A 26862-nucleotide genomic window follows, 5' to 3' on the forward strand; every position below is an offset into this window, starting at 1 on the left:
AGCGGGGGGACGGGGTCAACCGGGTTCATCGGGCCGACCGGGTGGCGCGGATCAGCCACAGCGTGGCCAGCAGGCACAGGCCCGAGACCGCGCAGAGCAGCAGGGGCACCGCGCGGACACCGGACCACTCGATGGCCTTGCCGAGCGCCGGGCCGGCCGCCACTCCCCCGATCATGGAGGCGGCGATGACGAGCGCTCCGGCCCGGCGTGCCCGGGGTGCGGCGGCGTTCAGCCAGGGCAGGCCGGTGGGGAAGATCGGCGCGATGAACAGGCCGACCCCGGCGTAGGCGTACGGGGCGAGCCAGGGGATGACGGCGAGCAGCAGGCAGACCGTCATGCCGGCGCAGGAGACGGTGATGATCGTCTGGGGGGAGTGGCGCAGGGCGAGCGGGGCGACGAGGAAGCGGCCGACGGTCATCATCAGCCAGTAGACGGAGGTGGCGGTCGCGGCGGCCCCGGCGCCGTAGCCGACCGTCTCCAGGTGGGTGGGCTCCCAGCCCCCGACGCCGGCCTCGATGCCGACGTGCAGGACGTAGAGGGTGACGAACACGGCCAGCACCGAGCCCAGGCTCCGGCCGAGGGCCGGGCCGCCCGCCTCCCCGCCGGACACGGCGACGGCCGGCTGGGGCGCCCGGTCACGTACGCCCCGCAGGCACAACAGCAGGGGCAGGTTGGCGGCGGCGAAGGCGAGGAAGACCGCCGGGTAGTGCTCGGCGCCGACAGCGGCGATCAGGGCGGGGCCGAGGATCGCACCGATGCCGAAGTGGGCGTTGAGGATGTTCAGCATCGCGGTCGAGCGGTGGCCGAAGCCGATGGCGAAGAGCTGGTTGAGGCCGTAGTCGATGCCGCCGAAGCCGAGTCCGGCAAGCAGTGCTGCGGCGAGGCCGGTCGGCCAGTTCGGGGCGAGCGCGAAGCCCGCCGCGCCGAGGGCCATCAGCAGGTACGAGGTGCCGAGGATCCGCCGGTTGCCCATCCGCCCGTAGAACCGGTCGAAGAGCAGCACCCCGGCGACCCCGCCGACGAAGTGGGCGCTCAGCCCCAGTCCGGCGGCCGACGGCGACAGGTCGAACGCGTCGCGGAAGGCGGGGATGGCGGGGCCGTAGAGCGCCTGGAGCGCACCGATGAGTACGAAGCCGGCACAGGACGCGACCGCGGCCGGGGGGCTGAACACCCTTGCCGGCAGGGGTTGGGCGGGCTTCACCTCTGGTGCGATCGGTGTGTCGGGCACGCGGGATTCCGCCTCCTCCTGACTGCGACCCCCGAAGTGTTACCGGTAACATTCTTGCCGTCAAGACGGCGAGGGAACGGTCGCCGCCGGGAAAGCGGCTGGTGACGGATCCCGGGGCTGTGCTTCGATGCCGCGATGAAGAGCGAGAGCGTGTCCGGTCACGATGTGGCCCAGAGCGTCCGCTACCGGACCGGTCGTGACCTCGGGGACTGTGTCCGGATGCTCGCGGAGGTCCATGAGGGCGACGGTTATCCGATGAACTGGCCCGTCCGGCCCGACGCGTGGCTGACGCCACCCTCGATGGTCGCCGCCTGGGTGGTGGAACTCGACGGCCGGATCGCCGGCCACATCGGCCTCTCCCGGAGCGACGCGCAAGACGCCGCCCCCGGGTTGTGGAGCGCCCGCGCGGGGGTGGGCGTCGACGAGACCGCCGTGATCAGCCGGCTGTTCGTCGCCCCTTCGGCCCGCGGCAAAAGGCTCGGTGCGCTCCTCATGGCGCAGGCCGTCGCCGAGGCGCGGGGGCGTGGCCTGCATCCGGTGCTGGACGTGGTGGCGGCCGGCACCTCGGCGGCGGCGCTGTACGAGCGGCTCGGCTGGCAGCTGCTGGCCACGGTCGAACAGCAGTGGGGCCCGGACCAGAGGGTGAGCGTCCGGTGCTACGCGGCGGCGACCTGATCACGCCGCCCCGCCGACGGGGCGACGGGTCGGCATCGGCGAGGGCGGGCGCGCCCGGGGGCGGGTGCCGGGCGCGCCCGCCGGAGCGGGGTCAGCAGACGTTCTGGGCGCTGTTGACCAGGCGGTTGTTGCGGAATGTGGTGTTCTCGCCGCAGGGGCTTTCCCGGATGGACGAGTTCGTGACCGTCAGGTTCTGGACGGTGATGTCACGGTTGTTGGCGAACTCCGAGCGGGCCGCGAGCCGGATCTCACCGCCGCCGGAGACCGTGCCGCTCTGGGCGGCGAGGTTCACGTTGTAGCAGTTCTCGATCAGGATCGCGTTGTTGCCGGTGTTGGTGAGGTTGATCCGGTCGATGACCGCGCCACCGCTCTCCGAGACACAGAAGACACCGCGTCCGCCGCCGCGCGCGATCACCTCGCCGACCCGGATGTTGGTCGGGTACGAACTGCCCACCCGGCCGTTGCGGTTGGCCATGCGGAAGGCGGCGTAGCCGGTGCCGGCGCCCGCGCCGTCCGCGTCGACCTTGGTGACCCTGGCGTTGATCGTCTGGTTGAGGAGCAGACCGGACTCGCCGACGTTGCGGGCGGTCACGGTGCCCACGGTAAGGCCGTCGACGCCGTACGTCTCGACCGCGTGGCTGCTCGCGCCCGACACGTACACGTTGTCGATCCTGACGTTCCGTGTCCACTGACTGGTGTTACCCCGGTTGTCGATCCGCACGCCCAGGCCGCGCGAGAGGCGCATGTCGAGCTGGCCGAGGACGACGTTCTGGACGTTGCGCAGGAAGATCCCGTACAGCGGGGTGCCGGTGAGGTTGAGGTGCTGGACCTCGATGTCCCGGGTGCCGCGCGAGTAGACCGGCGCCTGGTCGCCGGAGCCCGAGCCGGTGACGTTGATGGTGCCGCACACGTCGAGCACGGTGTAGCTGGGCAGTGAGACCCGGGAGCCGGCGCTGATGGACCCCGAGCCGCGCACGACGACCCGCTCCTTCGACGTCCGGCCGGACGTCAGGCTGTTGACGGCGGCCTGGATCGCCGCGCGCATGTCGGTACCGGTGTACGTCACCCTGCCGCCCCGGCGGGCCGTCCAGGTACTGCCGTTGAGCACGGCCTCCGCCTGGTACGAGCCCTCACCGCAGGCCGCCGCGATCCCTGCCGGGGCGGCGAGCGGCGCGGCGACCGGGGCCGCGTCCAGTTCCGGGGCCGGGTTCGCGGGGCCGGTCAGCGCGGCGGCGCCCGTGAGCAGGGCGGTGGTGCAGGCCGCGGTGACGAGGGCTCGGGTGCGAAGCGCTGTGCGGGTCGCGCCGGCGGTGCCGACGGCGGGCTCAACCGCGCGGGCGGCGGCTGTCACTGACGTCGCGTCAGCTGTACGTGTCGTCGTGGAGTCGGTGCGGTGGGCTGCGGCTCTGCGTCCCATCTCGGCTTCTCCTGTGGGGGGATCGGCTCGCCTGCCGTCCGTCCGCACTTCGCCGCGCCCTCCTTCGTCGAACCCGATTCGACCCAGTCGTGCACGAGCGCGGAGGCCGAGGGGCTGATGACCTGGAGTGGCGCGGCTTCGCACGGCACCGGGCCGTACGGCGGTGATGGCAGGCGATTCATGTGGCGGGCCGCGAGTGTGGCAAGCGCTTTCCACCGCCGTCAAGAGTCCGGAGCGCCGTACTCGGATCCCTCACTTCCCTCACGCGTCATCGGAGGCTCGGCGGGCGTTTCCCTGGCGGGCCCGAAGAGGACGGCCCGCGCCACGGGCGGGGCGAACAGGGCACCGAGCGGCTCCTTGAGGGAGACGACGGAGCGGAAGGCGCGGCCCACGACGGGGTCGCCCGGGGTGCGCTCCTGGACCCGGCGCAGATACCAGCCGACGAGGCGGTCCACGGGCCGCGCGGCGACCGCGTCGCCGACCGCCCCCGGCATCTTCTTGTCCGACCCGGCCGAGATGTCCCACGCCTGCCGCGACGCCGCGAACAGCGCCCGCTGCACGCGGTGGGTGGTGGGCGTACGGCGCGGATCAGTCAGCGCGTCACGCAGGGCCACGGCACTCATCGCGGCGACAGCCATGCCCTGCCCGTAGACCGGGTTGAACGTGCACAGGGCATCGCCGGTCGCCAGGAACCCGGCGGGGCGGCGGCCGGGCAGATCGTAGCGGCGCCGTACGTTCGCGGTCCGCCGGAAGCCGGAGACCGGCGACAGCGGCTCGGCCTCGCGCATCCAGCGGTACACCACCGGGTGCGGCAGCCGCTTGGCATACGCCTCGAACTCGTCCTCGTCCGTGGGTGGTTCGTCGCCGCGCAGGCCGGAGAGGGTGGCCAGATGGGTGCCGTCCTCCAGGGGCAGGACGACGACGCCGTACGGCTGCGCGGGGTTGGGGACGACATAGAGGCCGAGCGCGTCGGCCGACGGTTCGCTGCCGAGGGTTCCGGTCGTGTCACGGTAGACGCGGGAGGCGTACGCGAGCCCCGTGTCGATGATCTCCTCGTGCGGGGGTTCGGCGCCGATGGCGGCCAGCCACCGCGGGGCCTTCGTGCCACGTCCGGAGGCGTCGACGACCAGGTCGGCGGCCAACTCCCGCCGCTCGCCCCGGTGCCCGTCGCCGCGCTCGCACAGCAGCACGCCCCGCACCCGCGCGGCGTCCCCGAGCAGACCGACCGTGTCCGTCCCCTCGATCAGGGAGATCGACGGGTGGGCGAGAACCCGACGCCGTACCAACCGCTCCGTCTGCGCCCGTGATCCGGTGTGTATGTGGGTCGACGCCGGCACCCGCCGGAACCAGCGGTCGGCCTGCCACTGCACCATGTCCGCCGGCATCCCGACCCGCGGGGCACCCGCGGCCCTCAACTCGGCCATGAACCCGGGCAGCAGCTCGTCCAGGGCGAGTTGACCGCCTTCCAGCAGTACGTGCGGATGCCGGCTCTGCGGCACTCCCGGCCGGCCCGCCGCCCCCTCCCCGTCCCCCTTCACGAGGCGGTCACGCTCCACGATCGTGACCCGCTCGACATGCCCGGCGAGCACCTGCGCCGCGAGCAGCCCCGCGAGACTGCCGCCGACCACCACCGCGTGCCGCCCGGGCGGGCGATCCGGGCGAGTCGAGCCGTGCGGGTTCCAAGAGCCCGTTCCCCACGCAGAGTCCACCGGTGCCCGCTCCTCACGTCAGGTGCATGTTCGAGGAACACCAGTATGTGCGCCATCCGGTCAAGTCCTTGTCCGTGAACAGCGAGCCACGCGTCCGTGGCATGTCGGCGACCGAGCCACGGTCGTCATGAGACGCGCCGTCGGTATCCCGCCCGGGAAACCCTGATCGTCTGTTGCGATCGGGCAGGTGTATGTACGGTGAAGGCTTCCGTCGAGAGCAGGGGGACACATGCGGCGTACCGCGGTCGTCATCGGTGCGAGCATGGCCGGCATGCTCGCCGCCGCGGCCCTGGCCCGGCCGACGAAGTGATCGTGCTGGAGCGCGACGAGCTCGTGGACGAGCCCCGACCGCGCAAAGGCCTCCCACAGGGCCGGCACGCCCACATCCTCCTGCCCAGCGGACGCGACGCCATCGAGGAGCTCGTGCCCGGGGGCGGGGTGCGCAAGCGGCTGCTGGCCGCCGGTGCCCAGGAGCGCGGTCTCACCTCGGGGCTGGTGACACTGGGCCCCCAGGGCTGGTACCGGCGCTCACGCCATCACGACACCCATCCCCTGCTCATCGGCAGCCGCGACCTGATGGACTGGACCGTACGCGACGCCGTCCTCGCGAACACCACCCGCGTCAAGGTCCGGCGGGCCTCGGCCACGGGGCCGCTGGGCACGGCCGAGCGGGTCACCGGCGTCCGGGTCACCGCCGACGAGGGGGACGCCGAGGAGAGTCTGCGCGCGGAGCTGGTCGTCGACGCGAGCGGTCGCGGCACCCGCGTCGGGCACTGGCTGGCCGCACTCGGCATCACCGGCATCCGCGAGGACGTTCTCGACGCCGGCGACCGGAGTCGTTGACCTCGCCCCCCTCACCACACCTGTCGGCTCCTGGCGCGTTCGGCGCGGACCGCGCACTCGACGACGGTGGCCCGTACGGCCCGGGACATCCGGATCAGGGACGGCTGGCCGGTGTCCAGGATCTGTCCGCCGACCACGGGACCCGCGTATCCGCCGGCGATGTCGGCGATGGCTTCGAGGGTGACGCTGTCCAGGACGGCCGGGCCGAGGCCCCCGGCGCGGTCGTGGGTGCCGGCCAGCGCGGCGACGGCCACCATGGCCGCGTCACCGATGGCCTCGGCCTCGCCGACGCTGGAGCCGAGGGAGAGCGCCTGGTCGTAGGCGCGCTCACGGACCACCTCGTCGAAGTGGACGGACACCTCCCTCAGTCCGTCACGGATGGCGGTCGTACGGTGGGTCAGGCAGAGCTCGACGTCGCCGAGGGAACGCCAGGACAGCACGGCGTTCCGCTTGTTCCCGGAGCCGACGAGCCGGAAGAGCGGGCCGAGCCGGAGGAACGCGACGAGGCTGTCGACACGCGGCCCGAGCAGCGGCAGGACATAGCCGGCCGAGGTGAGGACGGCGCCGACGGTGACCAGCATCGGGGCCAGCCGGGTGCTCAGTGGGTCCCACTGGTGTCCGCTCCAGCGGCCGACGACGGCGATCATCTTGACGACGCCGTACGTGCTGGTGCACAGCCATCCGAGGGCGAGCACGGCCAGAGCCCGCCGCGTCCACCCGTGGATCCGCGGGGTCCAGCGCCAGCACAGGGCCGTGGTGGTGCAGGCCGCCGCCAGGTGGGCCACGAGATAGAGGACGATCATCTCGCGGATGAACGGCGTGGTGGCGTAGTAGGTGTCGAAGTCCGTGCGTCGCTCGACGGAGGCGTCACCGGCGACGAAGAGCGCCGTCTGCACAACGATGACCAGGGCGTACGCGATCAGCCAGGTGCGGGAGATCCGTCGCAGCCGGGCCGGGTTGTCGGCGCCGCGCCAGTGGACGACCAGGACGAGGGAGGCGGCGGAGAAGGCGTTCACGGCCCCGTAGATGAGGCACGCGGCGGCGTTGGGCACGCCGACGGCGCGGTTGATGAAACCGACGGTGGGCGGGGCGCCGAGGGCGAAGCAGCAGCCGGCGAGGAAGATCACCGCGCAGAGGGCCCGTTTGAGCGGGTCCCGCCAGTCGCGCCACAGGCCGGGCAACCGTGCGGCGAAGCCGGTCCACAGGAGCGTGGCCGCCAGGAAGTAGATCAGCCCGTTCACGTCAGGCCCACGGCCCCCTGCCCGGGGAACGGCACGCTCGTCCCGGCGGTCTCCGGGAGGTCAGGGCACCGGGGGACGCCGCGCACCGCGTACGTGAGGTCGCCGCCGACCCCCATCGGCCGGCCGCGCAGATCCGTCCGGGCGGGGCCGGTGACCGGCTGGGCACCCGGCCTCTGCGTCTTCCGCTCGATCTGCCCCGTCAACATCCTTCACACAGTAGTCACGTCGTCAACCCCGGCGACGGGCGTACGGGCGGCGCCGGATGAGGGGCGTCCGCGGTGACGGTCGCACGGGTGCCCGCGGTGACCGGCCAGGGGTCAGCCCTCGTCGGCGGTCAGCGTCAACGAGATGCTGTTGATGCAGTACCGCTGGTCGGTCGGGGTCGGATACCCCTCCCCCTCGAAGACGTGCCCGAGGTGCGACCCGCACCGGGCACACCGCACCTCGGTGCGCACCATGCCGTGCGACCGGTCGACGAGCAGTTCCACCGCGTCGTTGTCCTTCGGGTCGTAGAAGGACGGCCAGCCGCAGTGCGACGCGAACTTCGTGTCGGAGGTGAAGAGTTCACCGCCGCAGGCGCGACAGGAGTAGACACCCTTGGTCTTGGTGTCGGTGTACTCACCGGTGAAGGCGGGCTCGGTGCCTGCCTGCCTCAGCACGGCGTACTCGGCCGGGGTCAGCTCCGCGCGCCACTGCTCGTCCGGCTTCTCGACGTCGTACGACATGAGCGTCAGCCCCTCAGCTCGAAAGACGGTCCAGGATCCACGGGCCCAGGTCGGTCACGTCACCCGCGCCCATGGTGAGAACGAGGTCACCCGGCTTCGCCATTCCCGCGATCACGGCGGGGGCCTCCGCCTTGTCGTGCAGGCCCGTGACGTCCGCGCCCGCCTCCCGCGCCGCGTCGATGATCAGCTCGCTGGTCACACCCGGGACCGGGTCCTCGCGGGCCGGGTAGATGTCGAGGACGACCGACGCGTCCGCCAGCGCCAGGCAGTGGCCCATCTCCGTGCCCAGCTCCTGGGTGCGGGAGAACAGGTGGGGCTGGAAGAGCACCAGGATCCGGGCGTCACCGGCGGCGGCCCGCATCGCCTCCAGGTCCGCCGTCATCTCGGTCGGGTGGTGCGCGTAGGAGTCGATGACCTGCACCCCGGCCGCCTCGCCCTTCAGCTGCAGCCGCCGCTTCACCCCGGTGTACGCCGCCAGCGCGGGCGCCAGCCGGTCCGCCGGCACCCCGAGCGCGACGCCGGCCGCCAGCGCGGCCACGGCGTTGTGCGCGTAGTGCCGTCCGGGCACGGACACGGCGAAGGTGATCTCCTGCCCGTCCAGCAGGACCGTGACCTCGCTCTTCAGCCCCTGGGGCACGACCGACAGCACCCGCACGTCGGCGTCCTCGCGCTCGCCGTACGTCACCACGCGGACCCCCGACAGTCTGGAGGTCAGCTCCCGCGCGCCCTCGTGATCGGCGGAGATCACCAGCGTGCCGCCGGGCACGATCTTCTCCGCGAACGTCTCGAAGGACTCGTAGATCTCCTCCATGGACGCGTAGTTGGCGTGGTGGTCCAGCTCCACGTTGAGGACGATCGCGACCTCGGGGGCATACGTGTGGAAGCTGCGGTCGCTCTCGTCCGCCTCGGCGACGAAGATCTCCCCGTCCCCGTGCACCGCGTTCGACCCGGGCACATCGAGATCGCCCCCGATGGCGTACGACGGCTTCAGCCCCAGCTCCGCCAGCGACACGGCCAGCATGGAGGTGGTCGTCGTCTTGCCGTGCGTACCGGCCACCGCGACGGGCCGCAACCCGTCCATCAGCCGGGCGAGCGCGTCCGACCGGTGGACGGCGGGGATCCCCAGTTCGGCGGCGCGGGCCAGTTCGGGGTTGTCGGCCCGGATGGCCGACGACACGACCACACACGTCGCATCGTCCGCGAGGTGCTCACCGGCATGCCCGATGTGCACGGTCGCCCCCAGGGCCCGCAACGCCTCGGCCGTCTCCGACTCCCTGGCGTCACTGCCCGCCACCTTCGCCCCGCGCTGGGCGAGGATCTTCGCGATCCCCGACATCCCGGCCCCGCCGATCCCGATGAAGTGCGGTCGCTCCATGGCGAGAGGAAGGCCGGGTGCCATGCGTGTTCTCCAGTACTGGTACGGCGAAGGTTCAGGGCAACCCTATGCCCATCGCGGCCGCCATGGAGCGGCGGTCACCTCTCTCACGCCCGGCTGTGCGAGAACAACTTCAACACCGGCACCCCCACCTTGTGCCGAGCCCGCGAGGCCCAGTCCCGGTGGAAGAACTCCTCCACGTAGTGGGGGTCGGTCAGCACCAGCACCTCATCGGCACCGACCTCCTCCACCAGCGACTTGAGCGCGTCCAGCGGATGGTCCTCGATCAGCCGCCCCTCCGCCGTGCTCCCGGCCCCGCGCAGCGCCCGCAACGAGACCTCCAGCGCCCGATCCCCGGCGTCCAGCGCCTGCTCGCCCTCCGGTGTCTCCCCCTCCCGCGCCGCCTCGTCCAGCTCGCCGAGGGCGAGGTCGTCGATGGCCCGCAGCAACCGGTCGGCCTGATTGCCGCGCGGCTGGAGCAGCACATGGAAGGAGGCCGGCTCGTCGCCGTGCAGGGTCGTGACGAACTCCACGTCCGCGGACGTCAGGGCCTTCTCGATCATCAATACGCTCGTGAACGACACCACAGGCGCCCTTCTCCTCGGAGGACCCCACGGGCCCTCACTCCTCAGGGTTCTAGTGTGCCCGTCGAAAGCTGAACGGAACGGAAGATTCCGACCGCTTTCACGTACGACGGTAACGACCGAACAGGAACCCGGCCTCCTCCAGCAGCGACGCCAGTTCGAAGCGCTTGGGCACCGGCACCGACGGGCCCCCGGCGATCCGCTGCGCGTCCCCCGCCGTGAGCATCGGGGAGACGGTCAGACACAGCTCGTCGAGGACGTCGGCGGCGACGAGCTGACCGAGGATGCGCGGACCGCCCTCGGTGAGCAGCCGGGTCAGCCCCCGGTCGGCGAGGGCCCGCACGGCCCGCGCGGGGTCGACGCCCATGCCGTCCCCGGCGATGACCACCCGCACGCCCGCCTTCTCTGCGGTGGCGACCCGGTCGGGGGCCGCGGCGGCACCGGTGAGCAGCAGCGTGGGCGTCAGCGGGGAGGTGAACAGGGGCAGGGAGAAGTCCAGGTCCAGGCTGGCGCTCACCACGGCGACGGCGGAGGCGGGGGTCTGTCCGGCCGCCCGGCGGGCCTCCGCGAACGCCTCCCGCACGCGCGCCGGACGGTACCCCTCCCGGCGTACCGTCTCCGCGCCGACGATCACCACGTCCGCAAGCCCTCGCAGCGTGCCGAAGATCCGCATGTCGGCGTCGCTGGAGATCGGCTGCGAGCGACCGCCGTGCTGGGCGGCCCCGTCGAGCGTGGAGACCATGTTCGCCCGCAGCCAGGGCTCACGCCCGCCCGGAGGCGGCTCGGGATACGCGTACGCCGACGCCAGCTCGTCGAGACTCCACTCGCGATCGGCGAGATCCGCCCGCCCGGCCGCCCCCTCCGCTCCACCCGATGGCCGAACCCCGGTCACCTGCGCACCACCGGTCGCTTCCGGCGTGCGGGCCGCTGTCTCTTCGGTCACAGGGAACAGACGTCGCATGCCGTGCAGTGTGGCACGGCCCTTAGACTCGGTAACCGTGTCGTCGTCCTCAGCCGCCGTGTCCGGGATCGGTCCGCCATCCCAAGCTGCCCCCCTGTCCCTGTGCACCCGCGAGCCGCACGTGCCCGCGGACCGGCTCGTCGCCGAGATGGTGCCGCCGCCCCGTTTCGACTCGGTCCGCTTCGACACGTACATCCCGGACCCGGACCAGCCCAGCCAGACGGAGGCGGTCCGCGTCCTGAGCGGCTTCGCGGCGGGTCTTGGCGGGGCGCACGCGACGGGCGCCGGCAAGCGCGGCTTCCTCGGCTTCGGAAGGGCGAGACCCCCCAAGGTCCCCGCGGGCCCGCGCGGCGTCTACCTGGACGGCGGATACGGCGTCGGCAAGACCCATCTGCTCGCCTCCCTGTGGCACGCGACACCGGCCGAGCCCGCGCTCAAGGCCTTCGGCACCTTCGTGGAGCTGACGAATCTGGTCGGCGCGCTCGGCTTCCAGAAGACGGTCCAGACCCTCTCCGGGCACCGCCTGCTGTGCATCGACGAGTTCGAACTGGACGATCCGGGGGACACCGTCCTCGTGTCGACCCTGCTCGGCAAGCTCGTGGACGCGGGTGTGGCGTTGGCCGCCACCTCGAACACACTGCCGGGCAAGCTCGGCGAGGGCCGGTTCGCGGCGGCCGATTTCCTACGGGAGATCCAGGGCCTGTCCGCCCATTTCCGCGCCCTGCGCATCGACGGCGAGGACTACCGCCACCGAGGTCTGCCCGAGGCCCCGGCGCCGTACGCCGACGAAGAGGTCACCAAGGCGGCGTACGCCACCGAGGGCGCCTCGCTCGACGACTTCCCCCACCTGCTGGACCATCTGGCGCGTGTCCACCCCAGCCGGTACGGCGCCCTCACGGACGACCTGAAAGCCGTGTGCCTGACGGATGTGCGGCCGGTCCCGGACCAGTCCACGGCCCTGCGGCTCGTCGTGCTCGCCGACCGGCTGTACGACCGCGAGGTGCCCGTGCTCGCGTCGGGGCTGCCCTTCGACCGGCTGTTCAGCGAGGAGATGCTGAAGGGCGGTTACCGCAAGAAGTACTTCCGCGCCATCTCCCGCCTCACCGCGCTCGCCCGTGACGCGAAGCCCCTCGTGGAGCACTGACCCCACCGGCATCAGCCGTACGCTCTCCCAGTCGACACCCCTCCGGGTCAAGGGCTGTTTTCAGCCAATCCGACCCCGCTTTTCAGGCTCTCTTCAGCTCGCAACGTTAAGTTAACCCTGCAAACAACTTTGCAGGGTTAACGTGTTTCTTGACCAGCGATTGACCATTGGTTGACCAAGTCGAGCAACTCCCGGCGCACGAGGGACACCGCGAACCGCCAGTAAGGGGGCTTCTGTTGCGAGGTAAGACGACCCGGACCGTCCTTTCGGCACTGACCGCCGTCCTGTTCGCCCTCCAGCTCTTCGCTCCCACGGCATCCTTCGCAGCCGCGCACACACCTGGTCACGTCAAGGCCAAAGCTGAGCCCGGAAACACACTCAAGGCCAAGCCGGTGCGTGACAAGGCGGTCACCTACCGCACGTGCGCACCCTCGCAGGACCCGACCGGTCCTCACCGCACGCACGACCGGCATCGCGCCATCACCCACACCGTTCCCGGGGCGCCCGCGCGTCCGTCGCTGGGGGAGAACCCGCCGGCCGCGAGCGAACCGGAACGGTCCTCGACCCGGCACCACCGGGCGTCGAGATCTCCCGCGGCCCACACCCCGGCCGCTCTCCAGGTCTTCCGCTGCTGAGCCGCGGAGCCTGTCCCCCCACACACAACACTCTGTCGTGCAAGCCCGACGCGCCGCCGTGGCGCGCCAGGAGGAGTCACCACATCATGCAGCCCCTCATCGACAACGCCCGTACGTTCGGACAGCGCCCTGAGGAGTTCGCCAGGCTGGCCGAAGGCCAGTCCCCCGAGGTCCTGTTCATCACCTGCTCCGACTCGCGGGTCGTCCCCGCCCTGATCACGGGCGCCCGCCCCGGCGAGCTCTTCGAGCTGCGCACCGCCGGCAACATCGTGCCCCCGTACACGTCCGACCGCCCCACCGGTGAGACCGCCACCATCGAGTACGCCGTGGAGGTCCTCGGTGTCACCGACATCGTGGTCTGCGGACACTCGCACTGCGGCGCCGTGGGCGCGCTGGTGCGCGGCGACGACCTCGACGCCGTACCCGCCGTACGCGACTGGCTGACCAACGCCACACCCCGCCCCGAAGGGCCGGTCGAGGATCCGACCGTCGCGGACGGGGTCCAGAACCACGTCCTCAGCCAGCTGCTGCGGCTGCGCTCCTACCCCTGCGTGGAGAAGCGCCTCGCGGACGGCCGGCTGCGGCTGCGCGGCTGGTACTACGAGGTCCACACCGGTTCCGTGCGCGAACACCGTGCGGACAGCGACAAGTTCGAGACTCTGTGAGCGGCGGCCAGGTGTCCGGCATGACGTCCAAGGCCTCCCTCACGTCCAGGTTCCCTCATCTGCGGCAGGACTTCGGCGCCTCGCTCGTCGTGTTCCTGGTCGCTCTCCCGCTGTGCGTGGGCGTCGCCGTCGCCTCCGGGGTCCCGGCCGAGCTCGGCCTGGTCACCGGCATCGTGGGCGGCCTCGTCGCCGGTCTGATGCGCGGCAGCAGCCTGCAGGTCTCCGGCCCGGCGGCCGGTATGACCGTGCTGGTCTTCGAGGCGGTACGCCAGTTCGGCCTCCCCGCCCTCGGGGTGATCGTGCTCGCCGCGGGCCTGCTCCAGCTCGCCATGGGCGCACTGAGGCTGGGCCGCTGGTTCCGCGCCATATCCGTCTCCGTCGTCGAGGGCATGCTCGCCGGCATCGGCCTAGTGATCATCGCGGGCCAGCTCTACGCGGCGGCCGGCCTGAAGGCCCCCACCTCCGGCCTCGACAAGATCGCGGGCCTGCCCGGCGCCTTCGTCGACGCCCTGGGCAGCACCGCCTCGCTCGCCTCCCTCACGGTCGGCGCGGGCACCATCGCCGTGACGGTGCTGTGGAAGCGTCTGCCGAAGCGGGCCCAGGTGGTGCCCGGCGCGCTCGCCGCGGTCGTCCTGGCCACCGTCGCCACCCTGACCCTCAGCCTGCCGGTGGCCAACGTCGAGGTGAGGGGCCTGCTGGACGTCATCCAGCCTCCCGGCCTCGACGCCTTCGGGCAGCTGGCGGACGTGGCGATCATCGGCACGATCCTCGCCTTCACCCTCATCGCCTCCGCCGAGAGCCTGTTCAGCGCGGCGGCCGTGGACCGGATGCACGACGGGCCGCGCACCGAGTACGACAAGGAGCTGATGGCCCAGGGCGCCGGCAACACGGTGTGCGGGCTGCTGGGCGCGCTGCCGATGACCGCGGTGATCGTGCGCAGTTCCGCCAACGTGCAGGCCGGCGCGAAGACGAAGGCGTCCCGTGTCCTGCACGGCGTCTGGCTCCTGCTCTTCGTGGCCCTGCTGCCGGGCGCCCTCGCCCTGATCCCGCTCCCCGCGCTGGCCGGCATCCTCGTCCACGCGGGCTGGAAGCTGATCCCGTTGCGCGAGATCGTCTCGCTGTGGCGGTCGCACCGGGGCGAGGCGCTGATCCTGGTCACCACGGCCGTGGCGATCGTCGCGGTGAACATGTTCGAAGGCGTACTGATCGGTCTGGCCCTCTCCGTGGCCAAGACCGCCTGGGAGGCCTCGCACATCAAGCTGGAGGTCATAGACAAGGGCGCCGGCCCCGTCCAGGCCTATCTCTCCGGCAACGCGACCTTCCTGCGCCTGCCCAAAATACTGGACGACCTCGAATCCCTCCCCCAGGACCGCCCGGTGGAACTCCACCTCACCGGCCTCCACCACCTCGACCACGCCTGCCGCACCGCCCTCGAGAACTGGGCGGAACGTCACAGCTCGACCGGCACGGAACCGGTACGCATGACGGTTCCGGAACCGGAGAAGGTGACGTCAGGAACCCCCTGACCCTGCCTTGAGACCCCGGCGCCCCGGTCCCCGGACCGGGGCGCCATCGCGTCCCTGACCGCCCGCGCGGCGGCGGCCAACAGCCCGTCCCTCCCCTGACGGCAGTCGACCGAGCCCCCACCCCGGCATATCGTGGTATTTCCGGGCGAAACAAGACGGCTCGAAGGTGATCGTCATGGTCCAGGAGCTCCTCGTCGCGGCCACAGCAGCCGCCTCCACCGCCCTCGTGTACGTCGCGGCCGCGGCCCGAGTCGTCAAGCAGTACGAACGCGGCGTGGTCTTCCGCCTCGGCCGCCTGCGAGGCCGGCCCCGATCCCCCGGCTTCACCATGGTCGTCCCCGGCATCGACCACCTGCGCAAGGTGAACATGCAGATCGTCACGATGCCCGTACCCGCCCAGGAGGGCATCACCCGCGACAACGTCACCGTGCGCGTCGACGCGGTCGTCTACTTCAAGGTCGTGGACGCGGCGAGCGCGCTCATCACCGTGGAGGACTACAAGTTCGCGGTCTCCCAGATGGCCCAGACCTCCCTCCGTTCGATCATCGGCAAGAGCGACCTCGACGACCTCCTCTCCAACCGCGAGAAGCTGAACCAGGGCCTGGAGCTGATGATCGACAGCCCAGCCGTCGGCTGGGGCGTCCAGGTCGACCGCGTAGAGATCAAGGACGTGTCCCTCCCGGAGACCATGAAGCGCTCCATGGCCCGCCAGGCCGAGGCCGACCGCGAACGCCGCGCCCGCGTCATCAACGCGGACGCCGAGCTGCAGGCCTCCAGAAAACTGGCCGAGGCGGCGAAGGAAATGGCCGACACCCCCTCCGCCCTCCAACTCCGCCTGCTCCAGACGGTGGTGGCCGTAGCCGCCGAGAAGAACTCCACGCTCGTACTCCCCTTCCCGGTGGAACTGCTCAGATTCCTGGAACGAGCCCAGGCAGGCCCACCCCCGGACACCCCGCCCCTCCCGCCCCCTCCGACCGAGTGACACGGGAACGACTCCTTCCCACCTCCTACGCGCGTGGTTCACGCGGTCGTGACCGCGTGATACACACAGGCGGGTCACATCCTGTCCGCCAGCAGGAAGGCTGTCCCCCGTGTCAGTGACCCGCCGCCAGGCCCTGGCCCGCTCCGGCGCCCTGGGCGCAGGCATCGCGTTCACCGGAGCCCTGTCCGAACTCTTCGCGGGCACCGCCGCCGCACAGAGCGGCCTCGGCCACTCCGGTTACGGTCCGCTGATCCCCGACCCGAACGGCCTGCTCGACCTGCCGAAAGGTTTCCGCTACCGAGTCCTGTCCCGCGAGGGCGACCCTCTGCGTTCCGGTGAGGGCCGGGTCCCCAGCAACCACGACGGCATGTCCGCCTTCCCCGGCAGACACGGCCGCGTCCACCTCGTCCGCAACCACGAGAACCGCCACAACGGCCGCATCCCGGTCCCCACCGTCGAGGGGCTCACCTACGACCCGATGGGCAAGGGCGGCTGCACGTCCCTGACTCTCGACGCCCACGGCGAGGTCCGTTCCGAACGGGTCGCCATCGCCGGCACCGCCGTCAACTGCGCGGGCGGCCCCACCCCTTGGGGCACGTGGCTGACCTGCGAGGAGACCGAGGACAAGGCCGGCACCAACGGCTACACCAAGGACCACGGCTTCGTCTTCGAGGTGGACGCGGCGAACCCGCACCGCTCCGGAGCCGTACCGCTGACGGCGATGGGCCGTTTCCAGCACGAGGCGATCGCCGTGGACCCGCGCCGAGGCGTCGTCTACGAAACGGAGGACGCCTTCGAGCATCCCTTCGGCCTCTTCTACCGTTTCCTCCCCGACAGGCCGAAAGGCCGCCTCGGTTCACTGCGTGCGGGCGGCCGGCTCCAGGCGCTGCGCGTCCCCGGCGTACCCGACCTGTCCTCCATCCAGGAGACCGGCGCCTGTTTCGAGCGGATCGAATGGGTCGACGTCCCCGACCCCCTCGCCTCCCGGACTCCCATCCGCCACCAGGACTTCGGCCCCCAGGGCATCACCCACGCCCAGAAACTGGAAGGCTGTTACTGGGGCGGCCGGTGCGCCTACTTCGTCTCCTCCTTCGCCCGCGGCGCGGAGGGCTCCGCCGCCGACCACTACGGCCAGATCTGGCGCTACGACCCCGACCACCACGCCCTCACCCTTGTCATCGCCTTCGGCCCCGACACCGACACCCAGCTCCCCGGCGAGTCCCCCGACAACATCTGCCTCGCCCCCAGCGGCGGCCTCATGGTCTGCGAGGACGGCAACGGCACCCAATACGTCTACGGCGTCACCCGCCATGGCCACGTCTACGCCATGGCCCGCAACGCCCAGGCGATCACGTCAGCCGCTGTGGCGGGCGGCACCTCCACCGCCCCGGAACAGGGCGAGTTCGCCGGTGTCACCTTCTCCCCCGACGGTGACACGATGTACCTCAACTGCTACACCCCGGGTACGACCTTCGCGGTGACGGGGCCGTGGCGTCGTACCTGACCTGACCAGCGCGGGGGCCGCCCGAAGACGGCCCCTTTCATGCTCCCCGCGTACATTTCCCCGCTGATGCCGCCGGCCTGAACGCGCGTGGACGGCCCATCGCCGTACACGCGCGTTCGACGGACAGGGCGAGAGACCGGTGGGCGCCGCCCCTGCGGTACGACGCGCATGCGGCCTCATCGCCCAGACGGGTGAGTTTGCGCCGGACTCCCGGAAACCCGGTAGCGGAACCGACAATCCGCAGATCCCACCCCTTTACGTTCATCCGGTGATCACTCCTGTACGAAGAATCACCGTGCTCTCCGCTCTCTGCGCACTCGGCGCCGCCCTCACCGCCTGTGGCGCGCCGCACGCCTCGACCCGCATCGTTACCGCCACCGCCACCGCCGACCCCTCGGCGGTCTCCTCGTCCCGTCCCCCCACACTCGCCCCGGGCCCGGCCGGGCTGACGCCCGTGTTCGAGCACGGCCCCCGTACGCGCGTCGACAAGACGGTCGCGCTCACCTTCGACGCGGACATGACCGCGGATCAGGGCGACAGGGCCGCCGCGGGTGAACGGTTCGACAACCCGGAGCTGATCGCCGCACTGCGGCAGTTGAAGGTTCCGGCGACGGTGTTCATGACAGGCCGATGGGTCGAGGAGTATCCGATCCAGGCGCGGTCGATCGGGCGGGACCCCCTGTTCGAGGTCGCGAACCATTCGTACAGCCATCACGCCTTCACCGCGGACTGCTACGGCCTGCCCACGATGGCACCGGGGCGCATGCGCGCGGATCTGGAGCGGGCCTACCGGGTGTTCCGGGAGGCGGGGGTGGCGAATCCGATGCCTTACTTCCGGTTCCCCGGTGGCTGCTACGACCGACGCGCGCTGCGAAGCCTCACCGCGTCCGGGGTGACGGCGGTGCAGTGGGACGTGGTGAGCGGGGACGCGTTCGCGACGGACGCGGACGCGGTGGTGCGGGAGGTGCTGGAGGGGGTGCGGCCGGGATCCGTCGTGGTCATGCACTGCACGCGGAGTGCCGCGCCGGTCACCGAGAGGGCCGTACGGAAGATCGTGCCGGCGCTCCGGGAGCGCGGGTACCGGTTCGTGAAGGTGTCGGAGCTGGTCGGTACGACAACGGCAACGGCAACGGCAACGGCAACGGCAACGGCTCACTGAAGCCCTCCTCCGCACGGTCGCTCTACGCTGGACGTACGAGCGACTACCGCGGCACCGAACCGACGACCGGGCGACCGGCCGAGGTTCGGGCCTGCGCTCAGGCCTCCGCTCGGGTGGCGCAGACCACGGCCGACGGCCCGCCCTTCGCCGACTGCGTGCTGTGCCAGAGACCCACCGAGTACCCGGAGTCCTACAAGGGGATCACCCTGTGTCCGGTGTGCGAGTGGCGGGAGGCCGAGCGGGCCGCCTGCTCAGGCTGAGCGTCGGGTCGTCAGGGCACAGGCCACGGCGGTGGCGACCGCCGCGAGGAGCCCGGCTGCGGCCAGGGGCAGGACGGGTACCGGGATGGTCCCGTGCCGCGAGCCGTCGACCAGGGCGGTGACCGCCGCCCGCGCCGGGGAGCCGGCCACCACCAGGGCCAGCAGCGCGCCGAGGAGCAGGGCGGGGACGGCCCGGCCCCGCGAGCGCAGCAGAGGCCAGTTCGTGAGCGCGCCGACGGCCGTGCCGAGGAGGGCGCATGCGAGGGCGGCCAGCAGTCCGGCGCCGCCCGCCGGGATCGCCTCCACGCGTGTCTGGTGGTCCGTGCTCGTGGGGGCACTGATGATCGTGACGACGACCGTGGCCACCGTCCCGAGGAGCGCCGCCGCCGAGAGCGCGACCAGGACGCAGGCCAGGTGCGCCCGGCCCGGACCGGCCGCCGCGCCCGCACAACTGCGGGCCGCCGGGGGCTCGTTGGTGGCACAGATCCGCATCAGCCACGCGGCCACGGGCAGCAGCGCGGCGGCCGTGTAGCCGAGCGAGTCGAGCACCGGCTGCCCGTTCTGCACGCCGATGCCGAGGAACGCCGCGTACAGGATGACGGGCGCCAGCCATCTCTGGGAGCGGACGAGGAGGGCGGCCTGGTAGCGGAGGAGGGCGGTCATCAGGAGCTTTCCACTTCCGGTTCGGCCAGGGCCGCGGATGCGGGTGAGTCGGCCGGCTCGGGCGCCGGACCCACGCTCACGACGTGCCAGGGCGGACGAGCCCCCAGCAACGCCCTGAGCAGCGTGTCCGACCGAGTCTCCGGGATGGTGAATCGGTGTTCACCGGAGCCGGTTTCCTCGTGGGTCGTCACCCATTTCCTTATCTCGTCCGGGACTTGGGGACCTGGCCGCCCCTGCCCCTCGACGACGACGGACACGGCCGCCGAAGCGTCGTCGCCCGCCTCCGCCCGCGGAGTCCCCCTCGCCTCACGGAGGTCGAGCGCTCCCTCGATCACCGCGTACGTCGCGTCCGGCACTCCTGTCAGCCGGCGCTGGTCATGGTCGACGAACACGACCGCGGCCCCGGCTGTCGTACGCTCGGCAACCACGCGCTCCAACTCCTCCCGGGCGTCGGCGTCCAGGCCGGTCCAGGCCTCGTCGAGGACGAGCAACTCGGGGTCGGCGAGCAGGGCCTGGGCCACGGCGACCTTCTGGCTGCTGCCCTTGGAGAGTTCCGCCATCGGCGTGCGGGCGTGCTCGGCGGCCCCGAAGCGCTCCAGCCACTCGTCGGCGGCGCGGGCGGCGGCCGGGCGGTCCAGGCCGTGCACCGCGCCGAGGTGGGTGAGGTACCCGGCGGCCGTGAAGGGCAGCGCGGCGGGGAAGCGTTCGGGGACGTACGCCGTGCGCGGGCGCCCCGTCGCCCGCCCCTCCGTGGGCGCGTCGATCCCGGCGAGGACGCGGAGCAGCGTCGACTTGCCGGTGCCGTTCGCGCCCTCCACCCGGATCAGCGCGCCGGGAGCGATCTCCAGGTCGACGCCGCGCAGGACCCAGGGACCGCGGACCCCGTAACGGCGGCCGACACCCTCCAGCCTCAGCAGTAACTCACGTTCCATGCCCCCATCCTCGTACAGGTGCGCGACTACAGGTGGCGGGAACGGGTCTTCCGCCTGGCAGACTGGGCGGGTGACCACCAGCGACCCGACCCCTGCTGCCACCTCTGCCTCGGTCTCCCGCTCGGCCCCGGCCCCCACCCCCACACGGGACAACCCCTTCCGCCACGCGCGGACCTCGCGCGACGAGGCGCCGCAGTTCGTGCTGCCCCTGGTCGCCCGCGTCGAGCGGGCCGCTCCCCCGGCGCGTACGGACGCGCTGGAGACGGCCGCGCGGGCGGTGCTGGTGCTGCTGAGCGACGTACGGACGCTGGGGGACGGCGAGTGGGCCGAGGCGGTGCGGAGCTGGCAGGACGCGCGGATCCGGAAGGTGGTGCGGCGGGCGCGCGGCGCGGAGTGGCGGCGGGCCGCGTCCCTGCCGGGGATCACGGTGTCGGGCAAGTCGGCCGAGGTGCGCGTCTTTCCGCCCGTCCCGCTCGACGGCTGGCCCAAGGACCTGGCCCGTCTCCAGGTCTCCGGCACGGACCTGGAGGATCCGGAGCCGCCGGCCGGCCCCGACCCCGCCGCCCCGGTGCTGTGGCTGAACCCCGAGGTGGGGATGTCGGCCGGCAAGGCGATGGCGCAGGCGGGCCACGCCGCCCAGCTCGCCTGGTGGGACCTTTCCGGCACGGCCCGCGCGGCCTGGCGCGACGCGGGCTTCCCGCTCGCCGTGCGCACTGCCGCCCCCGACCGATGGCAGGCCCTCACCAGCGCCGGCCTGCCTCTCGTCCGCGACGCGGGCTTCACGGAAGTCGCCCCGGGCTCCAGCACGGTGGTCGCGGACCATCGGGTCCTGCGCGGCTGAGCCGGGCCCTCCCGGCCCGCACGAGGCTCGTTCCCGGCCCCGCGCGAAGCTCTTCGCACGACCTTTCTGGCGCGTCCCGACGGGACCGGCGCGAACCGCGGGCGTGGCAGCCGGAGGGACGCGGTCGGAAGCCCGCCGTGGGCTCGGCCGGCAGGCCGGAGGAAGCTCAAATGTTGCTCTGAAGGTTCCCTCCCCGGGGTTCGGCCCCGGCCGCCGGGGCCATGACCTGGTCACGCCGGAACACGGGTCCGCCGCAAGGAGACGCACACCCGGTCCTGGTGAAGCCGTGACCGAAGTGACCGAGGAGGGGACGATGGAGCAGATCACACAGTTGGGGACGGGGATCGGCTGGCGGCCGGAGATCGCCGACGCCGTCGAGCGCATGGCCGGGCCGGCCGGCGGTGTCGACTGGGTGGAGGTGGTCGCCGAGAACGTCTGTCCGGACCACATCCCCCAGTCGCTGCTGCGCCTGCGCGAGCGCGGCGTCACGGTCGTACCGCACGGCGTCTCCCTCGGCCTCGGCGGCGCCGACCGCCCCGACGAGCAGCGGCTGCGGAACCTGGCCGGGCGCGCGGAGGCCCTGGGCGCGCCCCTCGTCACGGAGCACATCGCGTTCGTACGGGCCGGGGGTGCCCTCACCGCGTCGCCGCAGTGGGAGGCCGGCCATCTGCTGCCGGTGCCCCGTACCCGGGACGCGCTGGACGTGCTCTGCGAGAACGTCCGCATCGCCCAGGACTCGCTGCCCGTGCCGCTGGCCCTGGAGAACATCGCGGCCCTCATCGACTGGCCGGGCGAGGAGATGACGGAGGGGCAGTTCCTGTACGACCTCGTCGACCGCACCGGGGTGCGGCTCCTCATCGACGTGGCGAACCTCCACACCAACCACGTCAACCGGGGCGAGGACCCGGCGAAGGCGCTCGACGAGCTGCCGGTCGAGGCCATCGCGTACGTCCATGTAGCGGGCGGGTTCGAGCGTGACGGCGTCTGGCACGACAGCCACGCACACCCCGTGCCCCCACAGGTCCTCGACGTCCTCGCGGACCTCGCCTCCCGGGTGACCCCGCCGGGGGTCCTCCTGGAACGCGACGAGAACTTCCCCGGGCCTGACGAACTGGAGCGGGAGCTGGGCGCGATCCGGGGGGTGCTGGAGAAGGCCGAGGTGCGCGGGCGCGAGGAGCGGGCGCCGTCCGCCGGGCGAGACTGCGTCGAGGAGGCCGAGCCCGCCGCCCGGCAGCGGCTCGGGCTCGTGCAGGTCTCGCTGCTGTCCGCGCTGGTCGCGGGGACGCCGGTGCCGGAGGGGTTCGACCGGGTGCGGCTGGGCGTCCAGGCGCGGGCCCTCGCGGCCAAGCGGGCGGACCTCGTGGCGAAGGTCGCGCCGGAACTCCGGGACATCCTCGGCACGTCGTACCGGCCCACCTTCGTCGCGTACGCGCAGGGCCACCCGATGGCCGACGGCTACCGGCGTGACGCCCTCTCCTTCGCCGAGCACGTGCTGCTCACGGGCGCGCCCGAGGACACGGACGCCCAGCGCGAGCTGCGCCGGTGGTGGCTGGAGCGCTCGGGTCCGGCCCCGCTCTCGCAGAGCCCGACGGCCCGGCTGGCCCGCGCGACCCGCCGGGTGCTGCTACGACGCTGAGCCGGGGCGTTCATCCCAAGGTGGGCCGCCCCTCGAAAGCAGCGGCGACACAGACGACCGGTGGTTTATTTCTACCTCTTTCAAAGCACATATCCCTTTTGTCGCTGTCGTGCTGCGGAGGGATTCTCGATGCGAGCTGCCGTTCTCCACGGGACCGTCGGGGCGGTGGTGCTGAGCGCCCTCACCGTGCCGCCGGCCGGAGGTGTCACGAGTGCCAGTCGGGCGGCGGGGGAGGTCGCCGTCGCGGCGCAGCGGGCCGCGGACGAGGGCATCCGGTTCGGGAGGTGTCCGGCGGTGGAGGGGCTGCCGGACGGGGTGCGGTGCGGAACGGTCAAGGTGCCGCTCGACTACGCCCGGCCCGACGGCGAGCAGATCTCGCTGACCGTCAGCCGTGTCAAGGCCGGCGGGAAGGACGCCAAGGGCGAGAAGGTCGCCCGGCAGGGGGCGCTCGTCTTCAACCCCGGTGGGCCCGGGGCATCCGGGATGTTCTTTCCGCTCATCGGCTACCTCCCGGAGTGGAAGCGGATCGCTGCCGCGTACGACCTCGTGGGGTACGCCCCGCGCGGGGTCGGGCGGTCGGCGCCGCTGTCCTGTCAGGACCCCGGGCGGCTGCACCGGGGGCCCTCACCCGCGCCGACTCACCCTACGGAGGCGTACAAGAGGGAGCGGATCTCGCGGGCGAAGGCGTACGCGCGCGGGTGTGCGCAGCGGAGCGGGAGCGCGCTGCGGCACTACCACTCCCTCAACAACGCCCGCGACCTGGACGTCCTGCGGGCCGCGCTCGGCGAGCGGCGGCTGACGTTCATGGGGACGTCGTACGGGACGTACTTCGGGGCGCTGTACGCGACGCTGTTCCCTTCGCGTGTTCGCCGAATGGTCTTCGACTCGGCGGTGGACCCGGACCCCGACCAGATCTGGTACCAGAACAATCTCGACCAGTCGGCGGCCTTCGAGGAGCGCTGGGCGGACTTCCGGGCCTGGGTGGCCAAGCACCACGGGGTGTACGGGCTGGGCGACACCCCGGAGCAGGTGCTGCGGAGCTACGAGCGGGCGGCGGCCCGGCTGGCCGTCCGTCCCGCCGGCGGCGAGGTGGGGCCGGGGCAGTTGCGGAGCGCGTTGCTGCAGGCCGCGTACTACGACGACTACTGGCCGCAGCGCGCGCTGGCCCTCTCCGCGTATCTGAAGGGCGACCCGAAGCCGCTGGTCCAGATCGCGGGCCCGTACCCGGAGGCGGCCGTCGAGCAGGAGAACGCGAACGCCGTCCACACGGCCGTCGAGTGCAACGACGGGCCCTGGCCGACGCGGTGGCGGGTCTGGGACCGCGACAACACGCGGCTCGCGCGTACCGCGCCCTTCGGGACGTGGGACAACGTGTGGACGAATCTGCCGTGCGCGTACTGGGGCGGGCCGCGTCAGCGGCCCGTCGATGTGCGGACCGGGCCCGGTGAGCTGCCGCCCACGCTGATCCTCGCGGCCGAGCGGGATGCGGTCACGCCCTATGACGGGGCGATCGAACTGCACCGGCGGCTCTGGGGGTCGGTGCTGGTGACCGAGCGGGACTCCGGGAACCACGGGATCGGCGGGGGGCCCAACAAGTGCGTCAACGGGTATCTGGAGGCGTACCTGTTGGAGGGCCGCCTCCCGGTGCGGCGCGCGGCGTGCGCACCGCACCCGGAGCCGAGCGCTCGGCGCGGCGGGGGCGTCGAAGAGCTGCGGTCGTCAGTGGCCGGTCAGACCCGCGCGGCCAAGCCGTACCTGTGACGCCCCGCGACGCGCACGGAGCTCATGCCAGCCCTGCCACCAGTTCCGCGACCGACTTGCGGCGGCCCGTGTAGAACGGGACCTCCTCGCGGACGTGCATGCGGGCCTCGGAGGCGCGCAGGTGGCGCATGAGGTCGACGATGCGGTACAGCTCGTCGGCCTCGAACGCCAGGATCCACTCGTAGTCCCCGAGGGAGAACGAGGCGACCGTGTTGGCGCGGACGTCCGGGAAGCCGCGGGCCATCTTGCCGTGGTCGGCGAGCATGCGGCGGCGGTCCTCGTCGGGCAGCAGATACCAGTCGTAGGAGCGCACGAAGGGGTAGACGCTGACGTAGTCACGGGGCGTCTCGTCGGCGAGGAACGCCGGGATGTGCGAGCGGTTGAACTCGGCGGGGCGGTGCAGCGCCATGTTCGACCACACGGGCGTCAGGGCGCGGCCCAGCTTCGTGCGGCGGAAGAGGTTGTACGCATCCTGGAGCTGGTCGCTGGTCTCCGCGTGCCACCAGATCATGACGTCGGCGTCTGCGCGCAGCCCCGACACGTCGTACGTGCCGCGGATGGTCACGTCCTCCGCGGCGAGCTGGTCGAACAGCTCCTGGACCTCCTCGGCGTGACCGGCCCGGTCCTCCGGCAGCACGTCCTTCAGCTGGAAGACGGACCACAGCGTGTAGCGGATGACCTCGTTGAGGTCCTTGGCCAGCTTGCCCTTGTTGGGGATGCGGCCGGGCTCGGTGGTGGGGGCGTCGTCGCTCATGGTTGTTATTCTCCCGCTCCGCCGTGGAGGCCTTGCACCGGGTTGGCGGTGAGCTCCCGCGCAGCCCGCAGGGCACCGTGGATCCGGTCGACCGCGGCGGCGGCGCTCGCGACGCAGGCCGGGATGCCCACGCCGTCGTAGGCGGCGCCGCAGACCGCGAGGCCGGGCAGCTTGCCGATGTGCTCGCGGACACGGGCCACGCGCGCGTGGTGGCCGACCGGGTACTGGGGCAGGCCGTCGTCCCAGCGGGTGACGCGGGTCGCCACCGGGGTCGCGGACAGGCCGGTGGCCTCGCGCAGGTCGTGGCGGGAGACGTCCACGAGGTGGGCGTCGTCGTGGTCCAGGATCGCCGTCTCGCCGTACCGGCCGACGGAGGTGCGCAGGATGAGCAGGTCCGGGTTCTCGTCCGCGAGCCAGCCCCACTTCTGGGAGGCGAAGGTGGACGCCTTGATCGTGCGGCCGTCGACCGGCGGCACCAGGAAGCCGCTGCCCTCGGGGAGGGTGAGGCCCGCGCGGCGGTAGGCGAGGGTGACGAGCGCCATGGAGGCGTACTCCACGGCACCCAGCTCGGCGGCGGCCTCCGGGGCCTCGGCGCGCAGCAGGGCGGCGGCGATCGGAGCGGGCACGGCCACGACGACGGCGTCGGCGCCCAGGACGCGGTCCTCAGCGCTCCCGGTGCTCCCGGTGCTGACACGCCACCCGCCGGGGGCCTCGCGGCGCAGCTCCGTGACGGGCGTGCCGGTGCGGATCTCGGCGCCGCGTGCCCGCACCGACTCGGCGACCGCCGACGGCAGTCGGCCCACTCCACCCTCGATGCCCATGAAGACCGGCCCGGTCTGCCGGGCGGTCGCGGCGCGCTCCTGGATGCCCCGAACAGCCTCGGTGAGGGAGGTGTGGGTCCGGGCGGCCTCGAAGAGCTGCGGGACGGCCGAGCGCATCGAGATGCGGTACGCGTCGCCCGCGTAGACGCCGCCGAGCAGCGGCTCCACCAGGCGGTCGACGACCTCGCGGCCGAGGCGGGCCGCCACGTACTCCCCCACCGCCACGTCGTCACCGACCTCGGTGCGCGGCAGGTCGGCGTCCCGCTCGATCCGGGCGAGCCCCTCGTCGGACAGGATCCCGGAGAGAGCGGACGCGGTGCCGGGGACGCCCATGACGTGGCCCTTGGGCATGGGCCGCAGGGCGCCCCTGGTCCAGAGGGAGGCCGTGGCGGTGGCGGGCGGCTGGAGCCGGTCGGCGAGACCGACCTCACGCGCCAGGGCGAGGGCCTCTGGGCGGCGCGCCAGCATCGACTCGGCGCCGAGGTCGACCCGCGCGCCCGCGATCTCGCCGGGCAGCAGCTTGCCGCCGACCCGGTCCGAGGCCTCCAGGACGGTCACTCTCGCGCCCCGGTCCAGCAGTCCGTGCGCGGCTGCCAGCCCCGCGATTCCGGCCCCGATGACGACGACGTGCCCGGCGTCCGTGCGTGATCCGCTCATGGTTCCACCCTCTCAGATGTCACTGACAGTCATGTCGTCGGTTCCGTCGTCACCACGGCCGCCCATGTGGCCGTGCCGAGTCCGGACCGTGACCCCTTCGGGACCGTGACCGTCCAACGTTCCGGCCCGCCCCGGCGTCGAAGGACCGTCAGCAAGGCAAGCAA

General features: G+C 72.3%; 26 protein-coding genes. 13 read left to right on the forward strand and 13 right to left on the reverse strand.

From position 1 onward, the window contains the following. Positions 1-25: 25 nt before the first annotated feature. Positions 26-1228 (reverse strand): MFS transporter, encoded by a 1203-nt coding sequence (locus WBG99_RS07055; protein ID WP_338895494.1) that lies wholly within the window; start codon positions 1226-1228, stop codon positions 26-28. 135 nt (positions 1229-1363) lie between these two features. Between WBG99_RS07055 and WBG99_RS07060 the strand changes: the two genes are divergently transcribed. Further along, entirely contained in the window at positions 1364-1903 is a 540-nt protein-coding gene (locus tag WBG99_RS07060) for a GNAT family N-acetyltransferase (protein ID WP_338895495.1), read from the forward strand. Between the two features lie 91 nt (positions 1904-1994). Here WBG99_RS07060 and WBG99_RS07065 read toward each other — a convergent pair whose 3' ends face one another. Together WBG99_RS07065 and WBG99_RS07070 are read right to left on the reverse strand one after the other, a co-directional pair. After that, complete coding sequence (locus WBG99_RS07065) at positions 1995-3320, reverse strand: hypothetical protein (RefSeq protein WP_338895496.1); 1326 nt, start codon at positions 3318-3320, stop codon at positions 1995-1997. A 221-nt stretch (positions 3321-3541) separates the two neighbouring features. Continuing rightward, positions 3542-4951: a monooxygenase gene (locus WBG99_RS07070; protein WP_338900250.1), complete on the reverse strand. Its 1410-nt coding sequence runs from the start codon at positions 4949-4951 to the stop codon at positions 3542-3544. Between the two features lie 390 nt (positions 4952-5341). On the opposite strand from WBG99_RS07070, the gene WBG99_RS07075 reads away from it, so the two are divergent. Continuing rightward, a complete protein-coding gene (locus WBG99_RS07075; RefSeq protein WP_338895497.1) occupies positions 5342-5872 on the forward strand; it encodes a hypothetical protein in 531 nt (176 codons plus the stop codon). An 11-nt stretch (positions 5873-5883) separates the two neighbouring features. Here WBG99_RS07075 and WBG99_RS07080 read toward each other — a convergent pair whose 3' ends face one another. From WBG99_RS07080 to WBG99_RS07105, 6 genes are all read right to left on the reverse strand, one after another. Beyond that, entirely contained in the window at positions 5884-7113 is a 1230-nt protein-coding gene (locus tag WBG99_RS07080; protein ID WP_338895498.1) for an MAB_1171c family putative transporter, read from the reverse strand. Beyond that, complete coding sequence (locus WBG99_RS07085) at positions 7110-7319, reverse strand: hypothetical protein (protein ID WP_338895499.1); 210 nt, start codon at positions 7317-7319, stop codon at positions 7110-7112. The genes WBG99_RS07080 and WBG99_RS07085 overlap by 4 nt, the downstream gene beginning before the upstream one ends. A 111-nt stretch (positions 7320-7430) precedes the next feature. After that, entirely contained in the window at positions 7431-7838 is a 408-nt protein-coding gene (gene msrB, locus WBG99_RS07090) for a peptide-methionine (R)-S-oxide reductase MsrB (RefSeq protein ID WP_338895500.1), read from the reverse strand. Positions 7839-7851: 13 nt separating this feature from the next. After that, the gene (murC, locus tag WBG99_RS07095; protein WP_338895501.1) at positions 7852-9237 is read right to left on the reverse strand and encodes a UDP-N-acetylmuramate--L-alanine ligase; all 1386 of its coding nucleotides are present in this window, start codon (positions 9235-9237) and stop codon (positions 7852-7854) included. An 83-nt stretch (positions 9238-9320) separates the two neighbouring features. Continuing rightward, positions 9321-9776, reverse strand: coding sequence for an indole-3-glycerol phosphate synthase (locus WBG99_RS07100; protein ID WP_338900251.1), 456 nt, complete (start codon positions 9774-9776; stop codon positions 9321-9323). Between the two features lie 121 nt (positions 9777-9897). Beyond that, positions 9898-10758 carry a pyrimidine reductase family protein gene (locus WBG99_RS07105; RefSeq protein ID WP_338895502.1) on the reverse strand — a complete coding sequence of 287 codons (861 nt, stop codon included), beginning with the start codon at positions 10756-10758 and terminating at the stop codon, positions 9898-9900. On the opposite strand from WBG99_RS07105, the gene zapE reads away from it, so the two are divergent. From zapE to WBG99_RS07145, 8 genes are all read left to right on the forward strand, one after another. Next, on the forward strand, positions 10757-11902 hold the full coding sequence (zapE, locus tag WBG99_RS07110; protein ID WP_338895503.1) for a cell division protein ZapE: 1146 nt from the start codon (positions 10757-10759) through the stop codon (positions 11900-11902). The two genes, WBG99_RS07105 and zapE, sit on opposite strands and share 2 nt — an antisense overlap. Positions 11903-12138: 236 nt before the next feature. Continuing rightward, on the forward strand, positions 12139-12537 hold the full coding sequence (locus tag WBG99_RS07115; protein WP_338895504.1) for a hypothetical protein: 399 nt from the start codon (positions 12139-12141) through the stop codon (positions 12535-12537). An 86-nt stretch (positions 12538-12623) separates the two neighbouring features. Beyond that, complete coding sequence (locus tag WBG99_RS07120) at positions 12624-13202, forward strand: carbonic anhydrase (RefSeq protein ID WP_338895505.1); 579 nt, start codon at positions 12624-12626, stop codon at positions 13200-13202. Between the two features lie 20 nt (positions 13203-13222). Next, on the forward strand, positions 13223-14728 hold the full coding sequence (locus tag WBG99_RS07125) for a SulP family inorganic anion transporter (RefSeq protein ID WP_338895506.1): 1506 nt from the start codon (positions 13223-13225) through the stop codon (positions 14726-14728). A 175-nt stretch (positions 14729-14903) separates the two neighbouring features. Further along, on the forward strand, positions 14904-15710 hold the full coding sequence (locus tag WBG99_RS07130; RefSeq protein ID WP_338895507.1) for a slipin family protein: 807 nt from the start codon (positions 14904-14906) through the stop codon (positions 15708-15710). Positions 15711-15825: 115 nt separating this feature from the next. Then, positions 15826-17214, forward strand: a complete 1389-nt coding sequence (locus WBG99_RS07135) for an alkaline phosphatase PhoX (RefSeq protein ID WP_338900252.1) — start codon at positions 15826-15828, stop codon at positions 17212-17214. Between the two features lie 268 nt (positions 17215-17482). Further along, positions 17483-18373 carry a polysaccharide deacetylase family protein gene (locus WBG99_RS07140; RefSeq protein WP_338895508.1) on the forward strand — a complete coding sequence of 297 codons (891 nt, stop codon included), beginning with the start codon at positions 17483-17485 and terminating at the stop codon, positions 18371-18373. Then, entirely contained in the window at positions 18370-18633 is a 264-nt protein-coding gene (locus WBG99_RS07145) for a hypothetical protein (RefSeq protein ID WP_338900253.1), read from the forward strand. The genes WBG99_RS07140 and WBG99_RS07145 overlap by 4 nt, the downstream gene beginning before the upstream one ends. Here WBG99_RS07145 and WBG99_RS07150 read toward each other — a convergent pair. After that, positions 18625-19296, reverse strand: coding sequence for an ABC transporter (locus tag WBG99_RS07150; RefSeq protein WP_338895509.1), 672 nt, complete (start codon positions 19294-19296; stop codon positions 18625-18627). The genes WBG99_RS07145 and WBG99_RS07150 overlap by 9 nt on opposite strands. After that, a complete protein-coding gene (locus tag WBG99_RS07155; RefSeq protein ID WP_338895510.1) occupies positions 19296-20228 on the reverse strand; it encodes an ATP-binding cassette domain-containing protein in 933 nt (310 codons plus the stop codon). Before WBG99_RS07155 ends, WBG99_RS07150 begins: the two co-directional genes overlap by 1 nt. A gap of 70 nt (positions 20229-20298) precedes the next feature. Between WBG99_RS07155 and WBG99_RS07160 the strand changes: the two genes are divergently transcribed. From WBG99_RS07160 to WBG99_RS07170, 3 genes are all read left to right on the forward strand, one after another. Beyond that, positions 20299-21069: an aminoacyl-tRNA hydrolase gene (locus WBG99_RS07160; RefSeq protein WP_338895511.1), complete on the forward strand. Its 771-nt coding sequence runs from the start codon at positions 20299-20301 to the stop codon at positions 21067-21069. Between the two features lie 313 nt (positions 21070-21382). Then, positions 21383-22705, forward strand: coding sequence for a DUF692 domain-containing protein (locus WBG99_RS07165; protein ID WP_338895512.1), 1323 nt, complete (start codon positions 21383-21385; stop codon positions 22703-22705). Positions 22706-22834: 129 nt separating this feature from the next. After that, entirely contained in the window at positions 22835-24466 is a 1632-nt protein-coding gene (locus WBG99_RS07170) for an alpha/beta hydrolase (protein ID WP_338895513.1), read from the forward strand. A 22-nt stretch (positions 24467-24488) separates the two neighbouring features. Here the strand turns inward: WBG99_RS07170 and hemQ are convergent, their stop codons facing one another. Together hemQ and hemG are read right to left on the reverse strand one after the other, a co-directional pair. Further along, positions 24489-25220, reverse strand: coding sequence for a hydrogen peroxide-dependent heme synthase (hemQ, locus tag WBG99_RS07175; RefSeq protein ID WP_338895514.1), 732 nt, complete (start codon positions 25218-25220; stop codon positions 24489-24491). A 5-nt stretch (positions 25221-25225) separates the two neighbouring features. Then, positions 25226-26698 (reverse strand): protoporphyrinogen oxidase, encoded by a 1473-nt coding sequence (hemG, locus tag WBG99_RS07180; RefSeq protein WP_338895515.1) that lies wholly within the window; start codon positions 26696-26698, stop codon positions 25226-25228. Positions 26699-26862 lie beyond the last annotated feature (164 nt).

Origin of the sequence: Streptomyces sp. TG1A-60 (assembly GCF_037201975.1) — a bacterium.
GTDB lineage: Bacteria > Actinomycetota > Actinomycetes > Streptomycetales > Streptomycetaceae > Streptomyces.

Coding starts and splice junctions, on each gene's coding strand:
- WBG99_RS07065 (WP_338895496.1), bottom strand. CDS start 3,320: ATGGGACGCAGAGCCGCAGCCCACCGCACCGACTCCACGACGACACGT.
- WBG99_RS07085 (WP_338895499.1), bottom strand. CDS start 7,319: ATGTTGACGGGGCAGATCGAGCGGAAGACGCAGAGGCCGGGTGCCCAG.
- zapE (WP_338895503.1), top strand. CDS start 10,757: ATGCCGTGCAGTGTGGCACGGCCCTTAGACTCGGTAACCGTGTCGTCG.
- WBG99_RS07125 (WP_338895506.1), top strand. CDS start 13,223: ATGACGTCCAAGGCCTCCCTCACGTCCAGGTTCCCTCATCTGCGGCAG.
- WBG99_RS07120 (WP_338895505.1), top strand. CDS start 12,624: ATGCAGCCCCTCATCGACAACGCCCGTACGTTCGGACAGCGCCCTGAG.
- hemQ (WP_338895514.1), bottom strand. CDS start 25,220: ATGAGCGACGACGCCCCCACCACCGAGCCCGGCCGCATCCCCAACAAG.
- murC (WP_338895501.1), bottom strand. CDS start 9,237: ATGGCACCCGGCCTTCCTCTCGCCATGGAGCGACCGCACTTCATCGGG.
- WBG99_RS07155 (WP_338895510.1), bottom strand. CDS start 20,228: ATGGAACGTGAGTTACTGCTGAGGCTGGAGGGTGTCGGCCGCCGTTAC.
- WBG99_RS07100 (WP_338900251.1), bottom strand. CDS start 9,776: ATGATCGAGAAGGCCCTGACGTCCGCGGACGTGGAGTTCGTCACGACC.
- WBG99_RS07105 (WP_338895502.1), bottom strand. CDS start 10,758: ATGCGACGTCTGTTCCCTGTGACCGAAGAGACAGCGGCCCGCACGCCG.
- msrB (WP_338895500.1), bottom strand. CDS start 7,838: ATGTCGTACGACGTCGAGAAGCCGGACGAGCAGTGGCGCGCGGAGCTG.
- WBG99_RS07150 (WP_338895509.1), bottom strand. CDS start 19,296: ATGACCGCCCTCCTCCGCTACCAGGCCGCCCTCCTCGTCCGCTCCCAG.
- WBG99_RS07060 (WP_338895495.1), top strand. CDS start 1,364: ATGAAGAGCGAGAGCGTGTCCGGTCACGATGTGGCCCAGAGCGTCCGC.
- WBG99_RS07170 (WP_338895513.1), top strand. CDS start 22,835: ATGCGAGCTGCCGTTCTCCACGGGACCGTCGGGGCGGTGGTGCTGAGC.
- hemG (WP_338895515.1), bottom strand. CDS start 26,698: ATGAGCGGATCACGCACGGACGCCGGGCACGTCGTCGTCATCGGGGCC.
- WBG99_RS07130 (WP_338895507.1), top strand. CDS start 14,904: ATGGTCCAGGAGCTCCTCGTCGCGGCCACAGCAGCCGCCTCCACCGCC.
- WBG99_RS07165 (WP_338895512.1), top strand. CDS start 21,383: ATGGAGCAGATCACACAGTTGGGGACGGGGATCGGCTGGCGGCCGGAG.